This is a genomic window from Leifsonia aquatica H1aii (assembly GCF_000633535.1).
In the GTDB taxonomy this organism is placed as follows: Bacteria; Actinomycetota; Actinomycetes; order Actinomycetales; family Microbacteriaceae; genus Leifsonia; species Leifsonia aquatica_A.
In genome coordinates this window covers 416717-432600 of record NZ_AYMR01000009.1, presented here as the reverse complement: position 1 = coordinate 432600, position 15884 = coordinate 416717, and the positions used below count along the sequence as shown (strand labels likewise).

14 protein-coding genes are annotated in these 15884 nt (G+C 72.1%); 2 read left to right on the top strand and 12 right to left on the bottom strand.

Annotated elements, in window-relative coordinates; all coding sequences use genetic code 11:
- Window positions 1–17: 17 nt before the first annotated feature.
- Genes U870_RS0110670 through U870_RS0110620 form a run of 11 tightly spaced genes read right to left on the bottom strand, consistent with a single transcriptional unit; the run spans window position 18 to window position 13031 of the window.
- The gene (locus U870_RS0110670) at window positions 18–2189 is read right to left on the bottom strand and encodes a hypothetical protein (RefSeq protein ID WP_025157377.1); all 2172 of its coding nucleotides are present in this window, start codon (window positions 2187–2189) and stop codon (window positions 18–20) included.
- The gene (locus U870_RS0110665; protein ID WP_025157376.1) at window positions 2186–3565 is read right to left on the bottom strand and encodes a hypothetical protein; all 1380 of its coding nucleotides are present in this window, start codon (window positions 3563–3565) and stop codon (window positions 2186–2188) included. The genes U870_RS0110670 and U870_RS0110665 overlap by 4 nt, the downstream gene beginning before the upstream one ends.
- Before the next feature lie 46 nt (window positions 3566–3611).
- On the bottom strand, window positions 3612–4535 hold the full coding sequence (locus tag U870_RS23150) for a GNAT family N-acetyltransferase (protein WP_025157375.1): 924 nt from the start codon (window positions 4533–4535) through the stop codon (window positions 3612–3614).
- Complete coding sequence (locus U870_RS0110655; protein ID WP_025157374.1) at window positions 4532–5479, bottom strand: Gfo/Idh/MocA family protein; 948 nt, start codon at window positions 5477–5479, stop codon at window positions 4532–4534. The genes U870_RS23150 and U870_RS0110655 overlap by 4 nt, the downstream gene beginning before the upstream one ends.
- Window positions 5476–6489 carry a hydroxyacid dehydrogenase gene (locus U870_RS0110650; protein ID WP_025157373.1) on the bottom strand — a complete coding sequence of 338 codons (1014 nt, stop codon included), beginning with the start codon at window positions 6487–6489 and terminating at the stop codon, window positions 5476–5478. The genes U870_RS0110655 and U870_RS0110650 overlap by 4 nt, the downstream gene beginning before the upstream one ends.
- A complete protein-coding gene (locus tag U870_RS0110645; protein WP_025157372.1) occupies window positions 6489–7526 on the bottom strand; it encodes a dihydrodipicolinate synthase family protein in 1038 nt (345 codons plus the stop codon). The genes U870_RS0110650 and U870_RS0110645 overlap by 1 nt, the downstream gene beginning before the upstream one ends.
- Entirely contained in the window at window positions 7526–8548 is a 1023-nt protein-coding gene (locus U870_RS0110640; RefSeq protein ID WP_025157371.1) for an NAD-dependent epimerase/dehydratase family protein, read from the bottom strand. Before U870_RS0110640 ends, U870_RS0110645 begins: the two co-directional genes overlap by 1 nt.
- Window positions 8549–8577: 29 nt before the next feature.
- A complete protein-coding gene (locus U870_RS0110635) occupies window positions 8578–9444 on the bottom strand; it encodes a carbohydrate ABC transporter permease (protein ID WP_025157370.1) in 867 nt (288 codons plus the stop codon).
- Window positions 9441–10394 (bottom strand): carbohydrate ABC transporter permease, encoded by a 954-nt coding sequence (locus U870_RS0110630; protein ID WP_240183670.1) that lies wholly within the window; start codon window positions 10392–10394, stop codon window positions 9441–9443. Before U870_RS0110630 ends, U870_RS0110635 begins: the two co-directional genes overlap by 4 nt.
- 59 nt (window positions 10395–10453) lie before the next feature.
- Complete coding sequence (locus tag U870_RS0110625) at window positions 10454–11698, bottom strand: extracellular solute-binding protein (RefSeq protein WP_025157368.1); 1245 nt, start codon at window positions 11696–11698, stop codon at window positions 10454–10456.
- 58 nt (window positions 11699–11756) lie between these two features.
- Window positions 11757–13031 carry a Gfo/Idh/MocA family protein gene (locus tag U870_RS0110620; RefSeq protein ID WP_029947463.1) on the bottom strand — a complete coding sequence of 425 codons (1275 nt, stop codon included), beginning with the start codon at window positions 13029–13031 and terminating at the stop codon, window positions 11757–11759.
- Between the two features lie 269 nt (window positions 13032–13300).
- Between U870_RS0110620 and U870_RS0110615 the strand changes: the two genes are divergently transcribed.
- Window positions 13301–13978: a GntR family transcriptional regulator gene (locus U870_RS0110615; protein WP_025157366.1), complete on the top strand. Its 678-nt coding sequence runs from the start codon at window positions 13301–13303 to the stop codon at window positions 13976–13978.
- Window positions 13979–14014: 36 nt separating this feature from the next.
- Here the strand turns inward: U870_RS0110615 and U870_RS0110610 are convergent, their stop codons facing one another.
- Window positions 14015–14872 carry a siderophore-interacting protein gene (locus tag U870_RS0110610; RefSeq protein ID WP_025157365.1) on the bottom strand — a complete coding sequence of 286 codons (858 nt, stop codon included), beginning with the start codon at window positions 14870–14872 and terminating at the stop codon, window positions 14015–14017.
- Between the two features lie 58 nt (window positions 14873–14930).
- Between U870_RS0110610 and U870_RS0110605 the strand changes: the two genes are divergently transcribed.
- Complete coding sequence (locus U870_RS0110605) at window positions 14931–15857, top strand: Ppx/GppA phosphatase family protein (RefSeq protein WP_025157364.1); 927 nt, start codon at window positions 14931–14933, stop codon at window positions 15855–15857.
- The last annotated feature ends 27 nt before the right edge of the window (window positions 15858–15884 follow it).

Sequence of the window (15884 nt, the reverse complement as noted above, 5' to 3'; positions counted from 1 at the left end):
GAGCAGGGTCCTTTCGATCAGTCGGCGACGACGACGTCGCCGACGAGGATGCGGTTCGTCGGTTCGGGTAGGGTCCGCTCGACGCGGCGCTCGGTCGCACCGTCGTAGAGCAGGGTCGAGCCGGAGCCGAACCCCGCCGCCGGGAGTCTCAGAGCGCCGCCGGTGAGTTCGGCGCCCGTGAGGCGGAGGTGGTTCGTCCCGCGCTCGATCGCGAGATGCGGCGTCCCGGCGGGCGCGTCGGACGCGATCCCGTCGATCCGCCAGGAGACCGTGCCGGGACCGTCGCCGCGGGCGACGGTCGGCGCGGACGTGCGGGTGGTCGCGAAACGGGTGCCGTCGAGGGTCACGCGCTGGTCGCGCACGGCGGTCGCGACCAGGGCGACGCCTTCTGCGCTCCCGCCCCGGATCGTCAGGTCGGCACTCGCGATCTGGAACGGGTCGCCCGCCGCCGGACCGCTCAGGGCGCAGTCGACGAACCGCAACGCACCGGATCCGCGGGCCACCGTGCCGTCCACGCCGTCGATGCGGCAGCCCGAGAAGGTGACCGTGGCGGTGACGGGGGTCTGCACGAGCACCTGGCCCTTCGGCAACGAGAACGTGCAGTCCTCGATCACTGTGGGACGGGCGGACCTGCTGCTGCGCTGGCCGACAGCGAAGAGCCCGGCGATGCAGCCGCGCAGCTGGGCGCCGTCGGCGTTGATCGTCAGCGTCGCCTGCGGGTCGAACGTGCTGCGCGGGAGGACGTGCACGTTCTCCAGCGTCAGGTCGGTGATCTTGGTGCTCGCCACGAACCACGAGCAGGTGTGGTCGCGCACGGTGATCCGCTTGGCGCTCGTCCCCCACTGCGCGCCGGAGTTGGCGATGTCCATCAGGCCGGAGTTGCCGACGAAGGTGAGGTCGTGCTCGTACTGGCCGTGCGTCGTGAACGGGTTGCCGCCCTGGTCGTCGCCGTCGCCGTGGCAGTTCTCGACCAGGCAGTACGCACTCGCGGTCAGGTCGTTGAGGTGGCGCGCGTTCGAGCTGCGGCAGTCGCGCACCGTGCCGTAGAGGCAGTAGATCTGCTGCGTGAGGTAGCCGGCGCCGCCGTAGAAGACCGTCGGCGGGTTCTCCAGCGAGCAGCGCTCGGTGACGAAGTGGCTGTTCCAGCGCCGCATGATCACCTGCCACCAGGTCTGCGAGGCGTGGATGTCCGCGACGTCGCAGTGCACGGCGTACTCGAACGCGACGGGATGCGAACCGGTGATCTCGCGGGGGTCGGGAAGCGAGCCGTCGGTCGGCCCGTCGAACGGGCCGGCGCCGAGGAAGCGCATGCGGTGGATGCGCACCCGCTCGACCGGTGCGATCCCGCGCCAGCGCAGCCGGCGGCCCTTCTCCAGCGGCCAGCCGTTGAGATAGTCGACCCGGATGTGCGTCCCGTCGATCCGCTGGGTGACGCGCACGAACCGCTGGAGCTCGCGCTCGTCGGCACCGCCTCCCGCGACCTCGTCGCACTGGACGGCCCACCACGAGTCGATCGGGAACGCGCTCGCGTCGGGCACGGCGACGGCGTCGGTCAGCTCGGCCCACGCTTCCGGGAGCGCGTACTCGACGGCGGCTCCTGACGGCTTCCCCGTGAAGAACAGCACCGCGCCGAACGGGTTGTCGTGGGTGTTCGGTTCGATGCCGTCGGTCGTGACGAGGTGACCGCCGAAGTCGAGCTCGATCCCCGAACGGCTGGAGGTGTGCCGTCGGACGAAGCGGAGATCGGTCCGCGCCTCGATCCGCTGCACCGCGGGGTCGGCGAGCAGGGCGTCGAGAGCGTCGTCGGCCGGGGTCTCGGGGCCGAGCACGCCGAACACGCGGAAGTCGACCGTACCGTCGTGCAGCAGCCGCCACACGGTGCCGCTGCGTCCGGCGACGATCGTGCCGCCGTTCGGATGTGCCTCTGAGCGCTGGGCTCCCACGTAGACGAGCGTCCCGGCGTCGCCGGGCGATCGGTAGCCGGACGCGATCGCGAGCTGGCCGGTCTGCGCTTTATGACGGCCGAGGTCTGCGACCGTGCGGACGATCCTCGGCGATCCCCCTCCCCCGTCGGAGGCGGGCGCCGCGGCCGCTGCGGGCTCGGCCGTTCCCTGGGAGAGGAGTCCGGCGCCGCCCAGCGCCACCGCGCCGAGGCCGACGAGGAGGCCCCGACGTGTGCCGTCGGTCATCGCTCTGCTCCCGCGATCTCGTGGAGGGTCGCGGACACGGCGGCCGTGAGACGGTCGAGGCCGCCCGGTGCGAGCGGCGTCTGCCAGGCCTGGTAGGCCCCGCGGCGGTAGGCCTCGTCGGTCGGGAGGTAGACGAAGCCCGGCCCGTTCGCGAGGTTCAGCACCACGACGGGGTGGGCGCCGGCCGCAGCACGCACGCCGGTCTGGAACGCCGAGTACGCCTCCCCGGGATGACCCACGAGCAGGGCATCGCCGAGCCGCCAGGCCCAGAACGGATGCTGCACGGTCGGACCGTCGATGTAGCCGTCGCGGAGGTTGCGTGCGCGGCCGAGGCGTTCCTCGCGGCTGCGCGGGTCGATGTCCGCCCAGCGGCGGGCGAGCTCGTCGAGAGTCGGGAGCTCGTTCAACTCCAGCTCGACCTCCGCCCGCACGGCCGCGATGGCCGTGGCGGGCTCCTGCTCCGCCTCGGTCCACATCCCGAGCGGTGCACCCGACTCCACCACGCCGCTCAGCTCGAGCTCGGCCGCGGGCGCGGGCAGCAGTTCGAGCGCGGCGAGCACGGCGTGGCCGAGTGCGCGCCCGTGACGGTCGGCGACACCTGTGTCGCCCGTGTACTGCTCGCGCGGGGCCAGCTCGCCCGACGCCCCTTGCAGGAAGAGCACGGGTGCGCCCGTCTGCGCCTCCACCAGCTCGCGCATCGCCCCGACATAGTCCGGCGAGACGAGCCGGTTCTGCCAGGCGAGTGTCGTGGGATGGCACGCGTAGTTGACGATCGTCGCGAGGGGTCGTCCGGCGGCGTCGGTGATCCGGCCGACCAGCACCGTGTCGTCGGCCGGAGCGGCCTCGGGGTTGTAGCCGACCAGGGCACGGCCGTCGATGTCGAGCTCGCGGTCGGCGGCGAGCGCGCAGCGGCCGGTCGTCCAGTCCACGTGGCCGGCCACGCGGTTCTCGAGCGCCTCGCGCGCGGCGGCCGCGATGCCGTCGGCGAGCGACTCGAGGTAGCCGGGGATCAGTTCCCCGCCGGGGAGGCCGGCGTCGGCGCTGCAGAGCACGGCTCCGGCGTGGGTGTGCGACAAGGCGATGATCAGGCGCTCCTCGCTCAGACCGAGCGCGTCGAGCACCCGGCCGCGCACGGCGCGCTCGTCGTCGACGCGGCGCCACCACGTCCCGTCGACCGCGACCAGCACGAGCGGGTCGTCCGCGCCGAGCGCGAGGGCCGTCGCGGTGAAGGGCCGGTGCGCACCTTCGGAACGCTCCCAGTCGGCCGGTCCCCAGTTCTTCGCCCGGATGCCCGTCGGCGGTGTGACGTCCCGCCGGGCGACGCCCACCGGGGCGTCGGTGCGCGGGACGGCGAGGCGTGCGCCCAGCTCGGTCATGCGTGCTCCGTTCGATCGATGGCGGAAGAGGCGGCTGCGGTGCCGGTCACAGGTAGTCCCCCGTCCAGTGGAAGGCGCGAGGATGCTCGAGCGTCTCGCGCACGGTGGGGGCGTCGCCGTCGAGGGGGTGGAACATCCCGGTGTCGTCGGGGACGGAGACCGGGTCGACGACGAGCGCGGCGACGAGGTCGTCGTACGGCTCGCCGCTCGGGACCTCGATGGACACGGACACTGCTCCGGAGCGTCGGAGTCCGTCCCGGACCACCTGCCCGAGCGCCGCGAGCGCTGCGCGGTCCCCCGCCGCCTCCAGCAGAGCCGGCTCGTCGCCGGTCCGCGTGACCGCATACGCCACCGGCAGGCCGTCCGCGCCGTCGAGCACGTGGACCCGGCAGGCCGCGTACCAGGAGCGGGTCCGGCGCCAGGCGAGCGCGTCGCGGACGACGGTCAGCGGCCGGTCCGCGTCGCGGTCGTGCAGGGCGGCGATGCCGGCAGCGGCGAGCAGTTCGGCGCCTCCCGCCCGCAGCCGGGCGGGCCTGCCCGACGACTCCGCGGTCGCGAGCAGAGAGCCGACACGCCGACGGCGTTGGCCGAACTGCTCGTAGCCGCTCGGGGCGTATACCCCGGGTGTCCCGGTGAAGAGCAGGGACCAGTCGTAGCCGGCGCGCCGCCCGAACGCGACGGACGCGTCCGTGAGGGCACGCGCGAGCCCGCGGCCACGGGCGCGCACGGCGACACCGACATTGGCGAGGCCGAGCACCGGGGCGATCCTGCCGTGCGCGGTGCGCCTCCTCTGGTCGACGAGGGAGACCGCGCCGAGCACGTCCTCACCGTCGACGGCGACGAGGGTCCAGGAGCGGCGGTTCGGGTCGAGACGCCAGCGCGGGGCCATGTCCGGCTCGCCGAAGGCCTCGTCCCAGACGGCCAGGATCCCCGGTTCGTCGGCGGCGGTCGCGACGCGGATCCCGGTCATACGCCCCCCTCCGCTCCACGCGTGCGGGTCCCCGCCGCCAGCAGCAGCCGGTAGCCGGCCGAGGTCCGGTGCCACGGGACGGGCGCCGGCCCGCCCGTCGCGAAGGCGATCAGCGCGTCGGCGAGACCGGCGTAGCCGAGGTCGTCGCCGTCGCCGAGCGCCAGCTCGTGCAGGCCGTCGTCGGCCGCGACGCGCATCGCGTAGCGGTCCGGTCCGGGCACGCCGCTGATCGTGGCGGTCACGGGGACTCCGTCGGCCGTGTCCGCGCGCACCACGGCGACGGACTCCGACCGGGTCGGCAGGCCGCCGGCGGTGGAGTGGACGTCCACGAGGGTCGCGGCGGCGAGCACAGCGGATGCCGCTGCGGGCTCCGCGGCGGGCAGCACCGCGTCGACGAGGTCCACGGCGTGCACGCCGATCGAGATCAGGGTGCCGCCTCCGCTCGCCGGGTCGTCCTGCCAGGCACGTTCGGGCACCAGGAATCCGGAGATGTCGTGCTGGGCGATCACCTCGACCGCCCGCACGCGGCTGCGCGCGAGGCCTGCGGCGAACGCCAGGACGGCCGGCGCGAAGCGCAGCACGGATGACGACGCCACGCGCGTGCCCGAGGCCGCCGCCGCGTCGAACGCCGCCAGCGCGTCGGTGGAGGCGGCGACGGTCTTGTTGAAGAACACCGGGATCCCCGCTTCGGCGCACGCCGCCAGGACCATCGGGGCGCGCGGCGTGCGCGGGGTGGCGACGACGAGGCCGGGACGGTCGGCGAGCAGGCGATCGAGCGCGTCGTGCTCGGTCGCCCCGAACCGCGCCGCGAAGTCACGGCGGCGGCCGGGATCGTCCGGCTCCCACACGCCCGTCACCTCCGCGCCGCGCGCGATCAGGTTCGCCGCGTCCGCGAAGGGATGGGAGTGCGCCGCGCCCGCGAACGCCACCGTCGGCCCGCTCATGCCATCCGCTCCAGGTCCTGCTCGGTGACCGCGTGCTCGAGGGGACGGCCCGCGGCGTGCCGCTCGACCTCGGCCACGACCGTCGCGCCCTGGCGCAGCCGGCCCTCCCGCGTCCCGGCGGCCTTGTGCGGGACGAGCAACGCGTTCGGCAGGGAGCGGAACGGGCTGTCGGCCGGCAGCGGCTCGTCGTCGAAGACGTCGATCGCGGCATCGAGTCGGCCGGTGCGCAGCTCGGCGAGCAGGGCCGCCTCATCCACCAGCCACGAGCGCGCGGTGTTGACCAGGCCCGCGCCGTCCGGCATCAGGGCGAGCTCGCGCGCCCCGATCATGCGGCGCGTCTCCGGCAGGCTCGGTGCGTGCAGCGCGACGATCCGGCTCTCCGCGAGCAGCGTGTCGAGCGTCGCCGGCTCCGCGCCGAGGGCGCGCGCCTCGCCCGCTCCGATGGTCGGGTCGGCGAGCAGCGGTCGCGCTCCGAGCGCGGTGAGCAGAGCCAGGTAGGCGCGGCCAGTGCGGGAGGCGCCGACCACCCCGATCGGCGCACCGAGCAGCTCGTGCTGCGTCGGCGCGCTCTCGGCGACCTCCCACTCGGCACCGGCGTGCAGGGCGTGGTCGAAGCGCGGGAGGCGGTGCAGCAGCGCGAGCGTGAAGGCGAGCGACACCTCCGCCACCGACCGCGCCATCGCCGCACCCGCCTGGGTGACGAGCACGCCGCGTGCGAACAGCTCCGGGGTCGCGAACGGCCGGATGCTCGCGCCGCAGTGCGCGACGACCTCGAGCGCCGGCATCCGGTCCAGGACGGACCCGTCCAGCGGAGGGACGCCCCACGCCACGACGAGCACGCGCACGGCCGCGAGGTCGAGCGCCGCGAGGGCGTCGCCGAGCGACTCGGTCACGACGAGGTCGCCGCCGAGCAGCGCCGCCGCGTCCGTGAGCCGTCGCTCGTCGCCGTCGGCGAAGAATTGCGGCCGCAATCCGGCGGGGACCGCGATGAGGACGACGGGAGCGGACATCAGCTCAGCCACGCATCCCGGTGCTCGGCGATGAAGGCGTCGTCGCTGAGCCGCGGGTACGCCACGCGCACGCGCTCGATCTCCGCCGCCTGTCCCGGCGAGAGCGTCTCCTCCGGGTCCAGGCACCAGATCCCCTCGAGCAGGCCCTGCTGGCGCAGCACCTCGTGGACACCCGCGATCACACCCGCGAACCCGTTGCCGGGATCGAATACCGCCGCGTTCAGGTCGGTCAGATCGGCGGCGAGGTCCGCGAGCTCGAGCGCCGCGGCGCCGTCTCCGGTCCGAGCCCGTGCGGCGAGGTCGAGCACGCCGGTCGCCGCTCGCGTGCCGACCGCCCATTGGCCGAGCAGTCCGCCGCGGAAGCGCAGCTCGCGCACACCGCTCGCCGTCTGCACCCGGTGCACCGCGGTGAGGTCCGCGATGATCGCGTCGTCGTTGCCCGTGTAGAGGGCGACGTCGGACGCACGGTCCGACTCCCCGACCCCGCGGACGAGCTCGATCGTGCGGTACCGGTCGAACGGCGCGGCCTTCACCGCGACCACCGCGGGCAGATCGGCGAAGCGCCGCCAGAAGGCGCGCGAGAGCACCGGGCCGCCGATGGCCTCCTGCAGATAGAAGCCGATCACCGGGAGCACCTCGCCGACCGCGCGGGCGCGCTCGATCAGCGCGTCCTCCGTCGCCCCGGCCAGGCGCGGGCTCACCAGCACCGCGTCGTAGCCGAGACCGGCAGCGAGCTCCGCCTCGGCCACGGCCTGCGCGGTCGGACCGACCACGCCGGCGATGCGCACCAGGTCGCGGTCCGCCTCCCGGTCGAGGACATCGGCGGTGAGGGCGAGCACCGGCTCCAGGAGCCCGCGCTCCGGCTCGTGGATCTCGAACTGCGTCGTGTGCACCGCGATCGCGATCCCGCCCGCACCGGCCGCCAGGTAGTACCGCGTCAGGGCGCGCTGGCGGCGCTCGTCGAGCCGGCGCTCCGCGGTGAGAGCGAGGGGGTGCGCCGGGATGACGAGGCCCTCGGCCAGGAGCTCCGCGCCCATCAGAACCTCCCGTCGCGGACGGCCCACTTGGTCGGCTTGCCGGAGGTGGGCAGCCCCGCGCGCAGCCAGTCGGCCTGCCACTCGATGAGTGTCCCGGCGGGGACCGTCGGGTAGCCGAACAGCTCGAAGCAGCGACCGGCGTTGTTGAGCAGCGCGGAGGGTGCCGGCTCCCCCACGAACGAGACCTCGCGGTCGAACAGGGCGCCGAAGCGCTCCGCGATGCCGCGGACGCTCAGCAGCTCGGGACCGGTCAGGTTGACGGTGAAGACGGCGTCGCTGGCATGCCCGAGCGACCGCAGCACGACCTCGTTCGCGTAGCCCTGCCACACGACGTTCACGGCACCCGTCGTCAGATCGACCGGCGCCTCCGACAGCACGGTCGACCCGATGTCGGCGAGCACGCCGTAGCGCAGGTCGACGGCGTAGTTGAGGCGCACGATCGACACCCGGGTCCCGCGCGTCACGGCGCCGAACTCGAAGACGCGCTCGCGCCCCAGGCACGACATCGCGTACTCGCCGACGGGTCCCGGCACGTCCGACTCCACCGAGCCGCCCGAGCCCGGCGCGACGAAGGGGTAGACGTTGCCCGTGGACATCGCCGTGATCGCGCTGTCGCGGTAGCGGCGCGCGACGCGGTCGGGCAGTGCGGCGTTGACCTCCCACGCCCAGGAGGCGTTGGTGGCCGCACCGAACTTGGCGCCCACCATGAACACGACGTTCGGCGCATCCGGCAGCTCCGCCAGGTCGCGGTCGGAGAGGAGGTCGAAGGGCACGACCTCCACCCGCTCCACTTCCAGGCGCCTGCGGGCCTCGTCGCTCGAGAACCGCGAGACGGCGTAGACCGTGTCGGAACCGCGCCCGGCCTCATCGAGGGCGCGGCGCGCGAGCACCGACAGGCTCGGTCCCATCTTGCCGCCGGCGCCGAGCACGACCAGGTCGCCCCGGGACTCCGCCAGGTCGGCGACGAGGGCGGCGCTCGGCGTCGCCAGCGCCTCCTCGAGCTCCTTCTCACTGCTGAACATGTCTGCCTTTCGCATCGATGGGGCGGGCGTCAGCCCTTGATCCCCGCGGACGTGACGCCTTCCTGCACGTAGCGCTGGGCCACGACGTAGGCGAAGAAGATGGGGACGAGAGCGACGACCGAGCCGGCGAGCATCACGCTCAGCGGCACGTTCTGCTGCTGGAGCGACGCGATGCCGACCGTCAGCGTCCACATGTCGGAGCTCTTGGCCATGATCAACGGCCAGAGGAAGTCGTTCCAGTGCCACAGGAAGATGAAGATCCCGAGGGTCGCGAGCACCGGCTTGCACAACGGGAGGACGATCGTCAGGAAGATGCGGAACTCCCCCGCACCGTCGATCCGCGCCGCCTCGAACAGATCGTCGGGCAGCCCCTCGATGAACTGCCGCATCAGGAACACCGCCTGCGCGTTCGCCAGGGTCGGGAGGATGAGGCCCCAGTAGGTGTCGACGCCGCCGAGCTTCGCCAGCACGATGAACGTCGGGATCAGGGTGACGTGGAACGGCACCATCACCATGGCCAGGAACGACCAGAACATCGTCTCCTTGCCCCGGAACCGCTTCTTCGCGAACGCGTATCCGGCCATCGCCGACAGCAGCAGCACGGCCACCACGCTCACGATCGCGTAGATGAGGGTGTTGCCGACCCAGGCCAGCAGGTTCTGCCCGCCGAGCACCTGTTCGTACGACGCGGTGGAGAGGTTCCACGGCAGCAGGCTCTGCGGGAACTGGACCGCGAGGCCCGGCTTCAGGCTGAGCACGACCATCGCGTAGAAGGGGAAGAAGCACAGCACGGCGGCGATCGACAGCCAGATGTAGCGGACGACGAGCCCGCCGCGGGTCGGCTCGAGCGCGCGGAACGAGCGGGTGCGCTTCAGGCGCGGAGTCGCGGTGGTCATTTCTGCCTCCCGATGACGCGGCGCTGGATGAGCGCGACGACGAGTGTCATGACGAAGAGGGCGACGCCGATCGCGGCGGCGTACCCGTAGTCGGTGTACTTGAAGCCCTGGTCGTAGAGCATGTAGACCAGCGAGTAGCTGGCGTGCGCCGGGCCGCCTTGCGTCATCACGTAGACGAGGTCGAAGACCTGGAACGACGCGGTGGTCTCGATCACCGCCAGGAAGAACAGGGTGGGCTTCAGTCGCGGGAGCACGATGTAGCGGAACCGGTTCCACGCCCCGGCGCCGTCCATCAGGGCGGCCTCCTCGTGCTCGCGCGGCACGTCCTGCAGCGCGGCGATGACGATGAGCATGCCGTAGCCGAACCGGGACCAGACGCCGACGACGACGAGCGCAGGGATGACGAGCACGGTCGAGTTGAGCCACGAGCCGCCGAGGCCGAGGGGGGTCATGATCGCCGACCATGGTCCGTCGGTCGAGAAGATCCACTTGAAGATCGCACCCGCCAGCACCAGGGACGTGATCACCGGGAGGAAGAACACCGAACGGAAGAAGCGCGATCCGCGGAACGCGCGGCGCACCCCGAGCGCCATCGCGACCGACAGGGCGAGGGAGATCGGCACCGCGAGCACCGAGTAGGCCAGGGTCACGCCGAACGCCTGCCAGAACGTCGGGTCGGAGAGCATCCGCTCGAAGTTCTTCAGCCCCTCCCAGTCGAGCTCGCCCGAGATGTCGTAGTCGAAGAAGCTGAGCCCGACACCGGCGATGGCCGGACCGAAACGGAAGGCCAGGAACAGCAGGAACGCGGGGAGCACGAAGAAGAGCGCGATCCGCGCCTCCCTGCGGGCGAGCACGCGCTTGGTCAAGCCGGGCGGACGGCCGTCGGGGCGTCCGTCCTGCGGGCGTCCGCCGACCGCCGGCGGCCGCGGCTGGGTGGGGGTGGTGGTCACGTGCGTCTCCTCGGTCGGTCCGGCCGGGGCGCGGGGGGCGCCCCGGCCGGACCGGTTCGTCACTTGATGAGGGGCTGTGCGGCGGCGGCCGCGTCCTTCAGCGCCTGCTCCGGCGTCTTCGTGCCGAGCAGGGCCGCCTGGATCTCCGGTGCGAGCACACCCATGACGGCGCGGGCGCTCGGCTGCAGCTCCCCGACCTTGCTGGTCGGGATCGTCTTCTCGATCGCGCTCTGGATGGGGTTGTCGGCGTAGAGCTCGCCGGTCGACTTCAGCGGGGAGAAGAAGTTGGAGGCCAGGTCGAACTTCTTCGAGTTCTCGGCGTCCGTGGCGAACGCGGCGAACTCGCCCGCGGCGTCCTTGTCCTTCGCCCCCTTGAGCATGGCGAGCGAGCCGACCGTGCCGTAGGAGACCTGCTTCTCGTCGGTCAGCGGGGGGAGGATCTTGATCGCGTCCTCGCCCCAGAAGCTGGTGACGTCGCTCGGGCCGGACTGCCACGTGCAGGCCACGTTGTTCGTGGCGAGCGCGGTCTGCTCCAGGGCGGGCATGGTCGAGATGAGGTCCTTCTCGATGTAGCCCTTCGCGGCGAAGTCGGAGATCATGCTGAGCGCCTTCTCGCCGGCCGTGCTGTCGAAGGCGACCTTGCTGCCGTCCTTGTTGTAGACCGAGCCGCCCGCCTGCCACAGGAGCGGGTAGAAGGTCATGTTCAGCGTCACGTCGGGCGAGCCGAAGTACTGCGTGACGTAGATGCCCTTCTCCTTGAAGGTCGGGGCGAGCTTCTCCAGGTCGTCCCAGGTCTTCGGGTACTCGGTGACGCCCGCGGCCTCGAACGCCTTCGCGTCGCACATCAGCGCGTTGGCGCTCGTGAGGATCGGCGCCGCCATCAGCTTGCCGTCGATGGTGATCGACTCCGCGACGTTGTCGAGGATGTCCTTCTTCTGCGCGCTCGGCAGGTAGGAGTCCATCGGCTCGATCGACTTCTGGTAGGTGCTCAGCTGGTCCGGGATCAGGTAGACCAGGTCGGGGCCCTTGCCGGCCGCGATCGCCGTCGACAGCGACTCGTCGCGGTTCGCCCACGGGTAGATCTCGTACTTCACCGTGATGTCCTTGTGCTCGGCCTCGAACGCCTTGACGGTGTCATCCCAGAAGGTCTTGTGCTTCGCCTCGTCGGCGATCACCGGGTAGATCCACATGGTGACCGTCTTCTTCGATCCGTCCGAGCCGCCGGAGTTGCCGCTGCAGCCGGCCAGCGCGAGCGCCGCCGTGGCTGCCACGGCGGCCGCCGTGATCGTCTTCGTGTACCGCATGCTGCTCCTTCGTGCGTGGTGGGGGTTCGCGGCGGGTGCCGCAGGGTGAATGGTGCTGTCAGTAGCGCGGGACCGCCTCGACCGTCCCGCCGTGCCGCGAGCGTTCGGCCGCGAACACCGCCAGGTGGCTGTCGAGGGACTCGCGCGGACCGGACCGGATGAGGTCCGGGTCGCCGGCGGCGACGGCCGCGACGAAGGCGCTCATCACGCCGCCGTCCCCGCCGCCGTGGTCGCCTCCGGCGTTCGCCGCTCCCGTCGGTCCGGTCTCGTGGACCGTGGACTCGCCGGTGCGGAAGTCGGTGACCCGCACGCACTCGCCGTCGCCGTCGAGCATCCCGTGCGAGCCGAAGAGCTGGGTCTTGCGGTGCTCCTGCTCGCTGAAGGCCGTCATCGTGAAGGTCCCGGCCGTGCCGTCCTCGAACTGGAGGGCGACGACCTGGTTGTCCACGACGGTGTTGTCGGCGCCGTAGACGCAGACGCCGTACGGACCGGTGCGGAGCGCCTCGATCACGCCCTCCTCGGTCGCGTCGTCGGTGATGACGGTGACCGGCCAGACGGCGCCTTCCGTACGGACGACCGGCAGGTAGAGCTTCTGGGCGGCGTACGGGCAGGTCTCCTGCAGCGGGCAGTCGAGGCAGCGGTCGGCGGCGAGGGCGGGCTTGTTCTCCTGCCGGAAGTGGTGGCGCGAGCCGAAGCTCGCGACCGTCGCGATGCGCTTGCCGGTCACGTAGCGGATCCAGTCGAGGTCGTGGCTGGACTTGGCCAGCAGCATCGGCGTCGCGAGGTCCTCGCGGCGCCACGGGCCGCGCACGTAGGAGTGCGCCATGTGCCACCAGCCGACCGGCTCGAGATGCTGAACATTGATGATGTCGCCCAGCACTCCGGAGTCGACGACGCTCTTCACCAGGTCGGTGTACGGCATGTACCGCATCACGTGGCAGACGCCGAACAGCACGCCGGCGGACTCGATCGCGGCGACGATGCGCCGCGACTCCTCCTCGGTCGGCGCGAGCGGCTTCTCCATCAGGATCGCGTAGCCGCGCTGGGCGCAGGCGACCGCGGGCTCGACATGCAGGCGGTCCTGGGTCGAGACGATGACCAGGTCGGCGACCCGCTCGGGCTCCGCGACGAGATCGCGCCAGTCGTCGAAGTGCCGCACCTCGGGATCGCCGGCGGCGATCACTGCGCGCTGGAAGGGCCGCGGGTCGGCGACGGCGACGATGCGCGCGCGGTCCGGGTTGGCGTGGACCCACTTCGCGTACGACTGGCCGCGATTGCCTGCACCGATGACGGCGATCCGCACCGGGCGGCCCACTACGGGCGTGTGCTGCATCGTTCCTCGCGCTCTCTCCTGTGCTGTGCCCGGGGATCCGGGCCGACGGCTTCGCGGGAGCGGTTCGCCGTCGAACGCTCCCACGATAGCATTATTGCTATAGCATGTAGCAAATGACGAGCGGAGGAGGAAAGCTTTACCCGCTCGAAACAAACGGCCTCACAGCCGGAGGACACGAACGGTGTATTGCGCGAATCCATCCTCGCGTCCTATAGCTTGTAGCGGAACCACCCACGCCAGGGAACCCGTTCGCACCAGGAGGGAGCGCGATGACATTCGGCAGCGTGTCCGACCGGAACATCTCGGCCAAGGTCGCCGACGAGCTCCGCGACGCCATCCAGAACGGCCGGCTCGAGCCCGGCGAACGGCTGGTCGAGCGCAAGCTCGCCGACAGTCTCGGCGTCAGCCACATCCCGGTGCGGGAGGCCCTCGCCAAGCTCAGCGAGGAGGGGCTCGTCGAGCGGACGCCGCGCCGTGGCGCGCGGGTGGCCTCCCTCAGCGAGAAGGAGCTGCAGGAGATCACCGGTCTGCGCATCGTGCTGGAGCAGTACGTCGCGCGCAGCGTGCAGCAGGCGTGGACCGCCAAGTCGGATCAGGCGCTCCGCCGAATCGTGAAGCAGATGGTCGCGGCCGCCGAGAAGGAGCAGGTCGAGAGCATGTTCGCCCTCGACAGCCGATTCCACGAGACGCTCTGGGAGATGGCGGACAACCACACCCTCCTCACCATCGCCTCGCAGCTGCGCAGCCGCATCAACGGCTTCCTCCGCGCGGCCAACGGGTCGCTCGCCGCCGACGAGCTCGTCGCCCACGCACGTTCGCACGAGGCCCTCATCGACGCGCTCGCGAGCGGCGATCCGGCCCGCGCGGACGCCGCCATGGCCGACCACGTCGCCATCGCGGCGGACCGCATCAACGCGGTGTCGCACGCCGCCGAGCCGGCCGGCTGACGGCCTCCCCTCGGAGGCGCCGCGGCGCGACGCCGATCAGGCGAACAGATCGCCCACCGGCAGCCGCTTCTCGGCCTGGAAGGTGTCCTCTGCGCGGCCCAGCGCCCAGTAGGCCGAGAGGGAGTAGTCGTCGCGGGTGAGGCCCCAGCCCTGCAGCACGGCGCGCACACCCTTCATCGCCGAGCGCTCGCCGTGCGCGAAGACCTGAACGGCCCCGGTCGGTGCCGGCAGGTCCCGCACGGCATCGACCAGCCGCTCCCCCGGGACGGCTCCGTCGCGGTGCACCCAGCGGACCTCCACACCCTCGGGACGCGCCAGCGGGAGCCGGTCGCCCTCCCCGCCGACCTCGATCAGGGCGAGGCCGCGCGCGTGCGCGGGCATCCCTTCGAGCCCGGCCGCCACCGCGGGGAGCGCGCTCTCGTCACCGAGGAGAAGGTGCTCGACCGCGACGGAATCCGTCGGCGCGTACATCCCGCCGGGACCGGAGAGCGCGAGCAGGTCGCCCGGCCGGGCCGCAGCGGCCCACGGCCCTGCGATGCCCTCGTCGCCGTGCACCACGAAGTCGATCGCAAGGGTGCGCGCCACCGGGTCGAGGGCGCGGATCGTGTAGGTGCGGCGCACCGGGACGTCCTCCGGCGCCAGCTCGCCGCGCAGTGCGTCCAGGTCGTACGGGGGGCGCAGCCCGAGCCCGGGCTTCGCCATCAGCAGCTTGACGTATCTGTCCGTCTTCGCCAGCGTCGCCGGGTCCGCCTGCGCCACGAAGGCGTCGAACGCCGGGCCGCCCAGCACCACGCGCACCAGGTGCGGGGTCAGCCGTTCGGTGCGCACCACCTCGAACACGTGCTGCGAACGCACGGGGCGCGGCGGACGGGCGTCGGAGAGCGGAAGGGTCATGTTTTCGATCGTATCGCGCATGTATTTCGGTATGCCGGGAGGCCACTACTGTCGAACCATGCGCCTCGGAGTCCTCGACGTCGGTTCGAACACCATCCACCTCCTCGTCGTCGACGCGCACCCCGGTGCGCGCCCGATCCCTGCGGCCACGCACAAGTCGGTACTGCGGCTGATGCGCTACATCACCGCCGACGGATCGATCAGCCCGGAGGGGTGCGCCGCCATCCTCGACGCCATCGCGGCCTCGATGAGGGTCGCCGAGCAGGAGGGCATCGACGAACTCCTCCCGTTCGCCACCTCGGCCATCCGGGAGGCCGCCAACGGCCCGGAGCTCCTCGAGCGCATCCGCACCGAGACCGGCGTCGACCTGCAGGTGCTCTCCGGCGAGGACGAGGCGCGCCTGACCTTCTTGGCCGTCCGGCGCTGGTCGGGCTGGTCGTCTGGCAGCATCCTGCTCCTCGACATCGGCGGCGGTTCGCTGGAGATCGCGTCCGGCTCCGACGAGTATCCGGAGGTCGCGGTGTCGGTTCCGCTCGGCGCCGGGCGCAGCACGATCGGCTTCCTCCCCGACGACCCGCCCCGCGACGACCAGCTCGACGCGCTCCGCGACCACGCCCGGGCGACCCTTGCCGGCGCGGTCGAGCTCTTCTCGCAGCGCCGCTCGGACGAGCATGTCATCGGCACCTCCAAGACCATCCGCTCCCTCGCCCGCCTGGCCGGCTCCACCGTCGCCGGCCCCGGCGGCACGGAGCGCACCGTCCTGCGCCGGTCGGAGCTCGCCGACTGGGTGCCGCGCCTGGCCCGGATGAACGCCGAGTCGCGCACCGCACTGCCGGGCATCACCGCCGACCGCACCTTCCAGATCGTCGCGGGCGGCGTGGTGCTGCGCGAGACGATGCGGGCCTTCGGCGTCGACCAGCTGGAGGTCGTGCCGTGGGCCCTCCGCGAAGGCGTCATCCTCCGCTACCTCGACCACCTGGACTAGCCCCGAGGTTCACGTCGTTGCGGTCAT

Excerpts from the sequence above, each read along its gene's own strand:
- U870_RS0110670 (WP_025157377.1), bottom strand. The coding sequence starts at position 2,189 with ATGACCGACGGCACACGTCGGGGCCTCCTCGTCGGCCTCGGCGCGGTG.
- U870_RS0110665 (WP_025157376.1), bottom strand. The coding sequence starts at position 3,565 with ATGACCGAGCTGGGCGCACGCCTCGCCGTCCCGCGCACCGACGCCCCG.
- U870_RS23150 (WP_025157375.1), bottom strand. The coding sequence starts at position 4,535 with ATGACCGGGATCCGCGTCGCGACCGCCGCCGACGAACCGGGGATCCTG.
- U870_RS0110655 (WP_025157374.1), bottom strand. The coding sequence starts at position 5,479 with ATGAGCGGGCCGACGGTGGCGTTCGCGGGCGCGGCGCACTCCCATCCC.
- U870_RS0110650 (WP_025157373.1), bottom strand. The coding sequence starts at position 6,489 with ATGTCCGCTCCCGTCGTCCTCATCGCGGTCCCCGCCGGATTGCGGCCG.
- U870_RS0110645 (WP_025157372.1), bottom strand. The coding sequence starts at position 7,526 with ATGGGCGCGGAGCTCCTGGCCGAGGGCCTCGTCATCCCGGCGCACCCC.
- U870_RS0110640 (WP_025157371.1), bottom strand. The coding sequence starts at position 8,548 with ATGTTCAGCAGTGAGAAGGAGCTCGAGGAGGCGCTGGCGACGCCGAGC.
- U870_RS0110635 (WP_025157370.1), bottom strand. The coding sequence starts at position 9,444 with ATGACCACCGCGACTCCGCGCCTGAAGCGCACCCGCTCGTTCCGCGCG.
- U870_RS0110625 (WP_025157368.1), bottom strand. The coding sequence starts at position 11,698 with ATGCGGTACACGAAGACGATCACGGCGGCCGCCGTGGCAGCCACGGCG.
- U870_RS0110620 (WP_029947463.1), bottom strand. The coding sequence starts at position 13,031 with ATGCAGCACACGCCCGTAGTGGGCCGCCCGGTGCGGATCGCCGTCATC.
- U870_RS0110615 (WP_025157366.1), top strand. The coding sequence starts at position 13,301 with ATGACATTCGGCAGCGTGTCCGACCGGAACATCTCGGCCAAGGTCGCC.
- U870_RS0110610 (WP_025157365.1), bottom strand. The coding sequence starts at position 14,872 with ATGACCCTTCCGCTCTCCGACGCCCGTCCGCCGCGCCCCGTGCGTTCG.
- U870_RS0110605 (WP_025157364.1), top strand. The coding sequence starts at position 14,931 with ATGCGCCTCGGAGTCCTCGACGTCGGTTCGAACACCATCCACCTCCTC.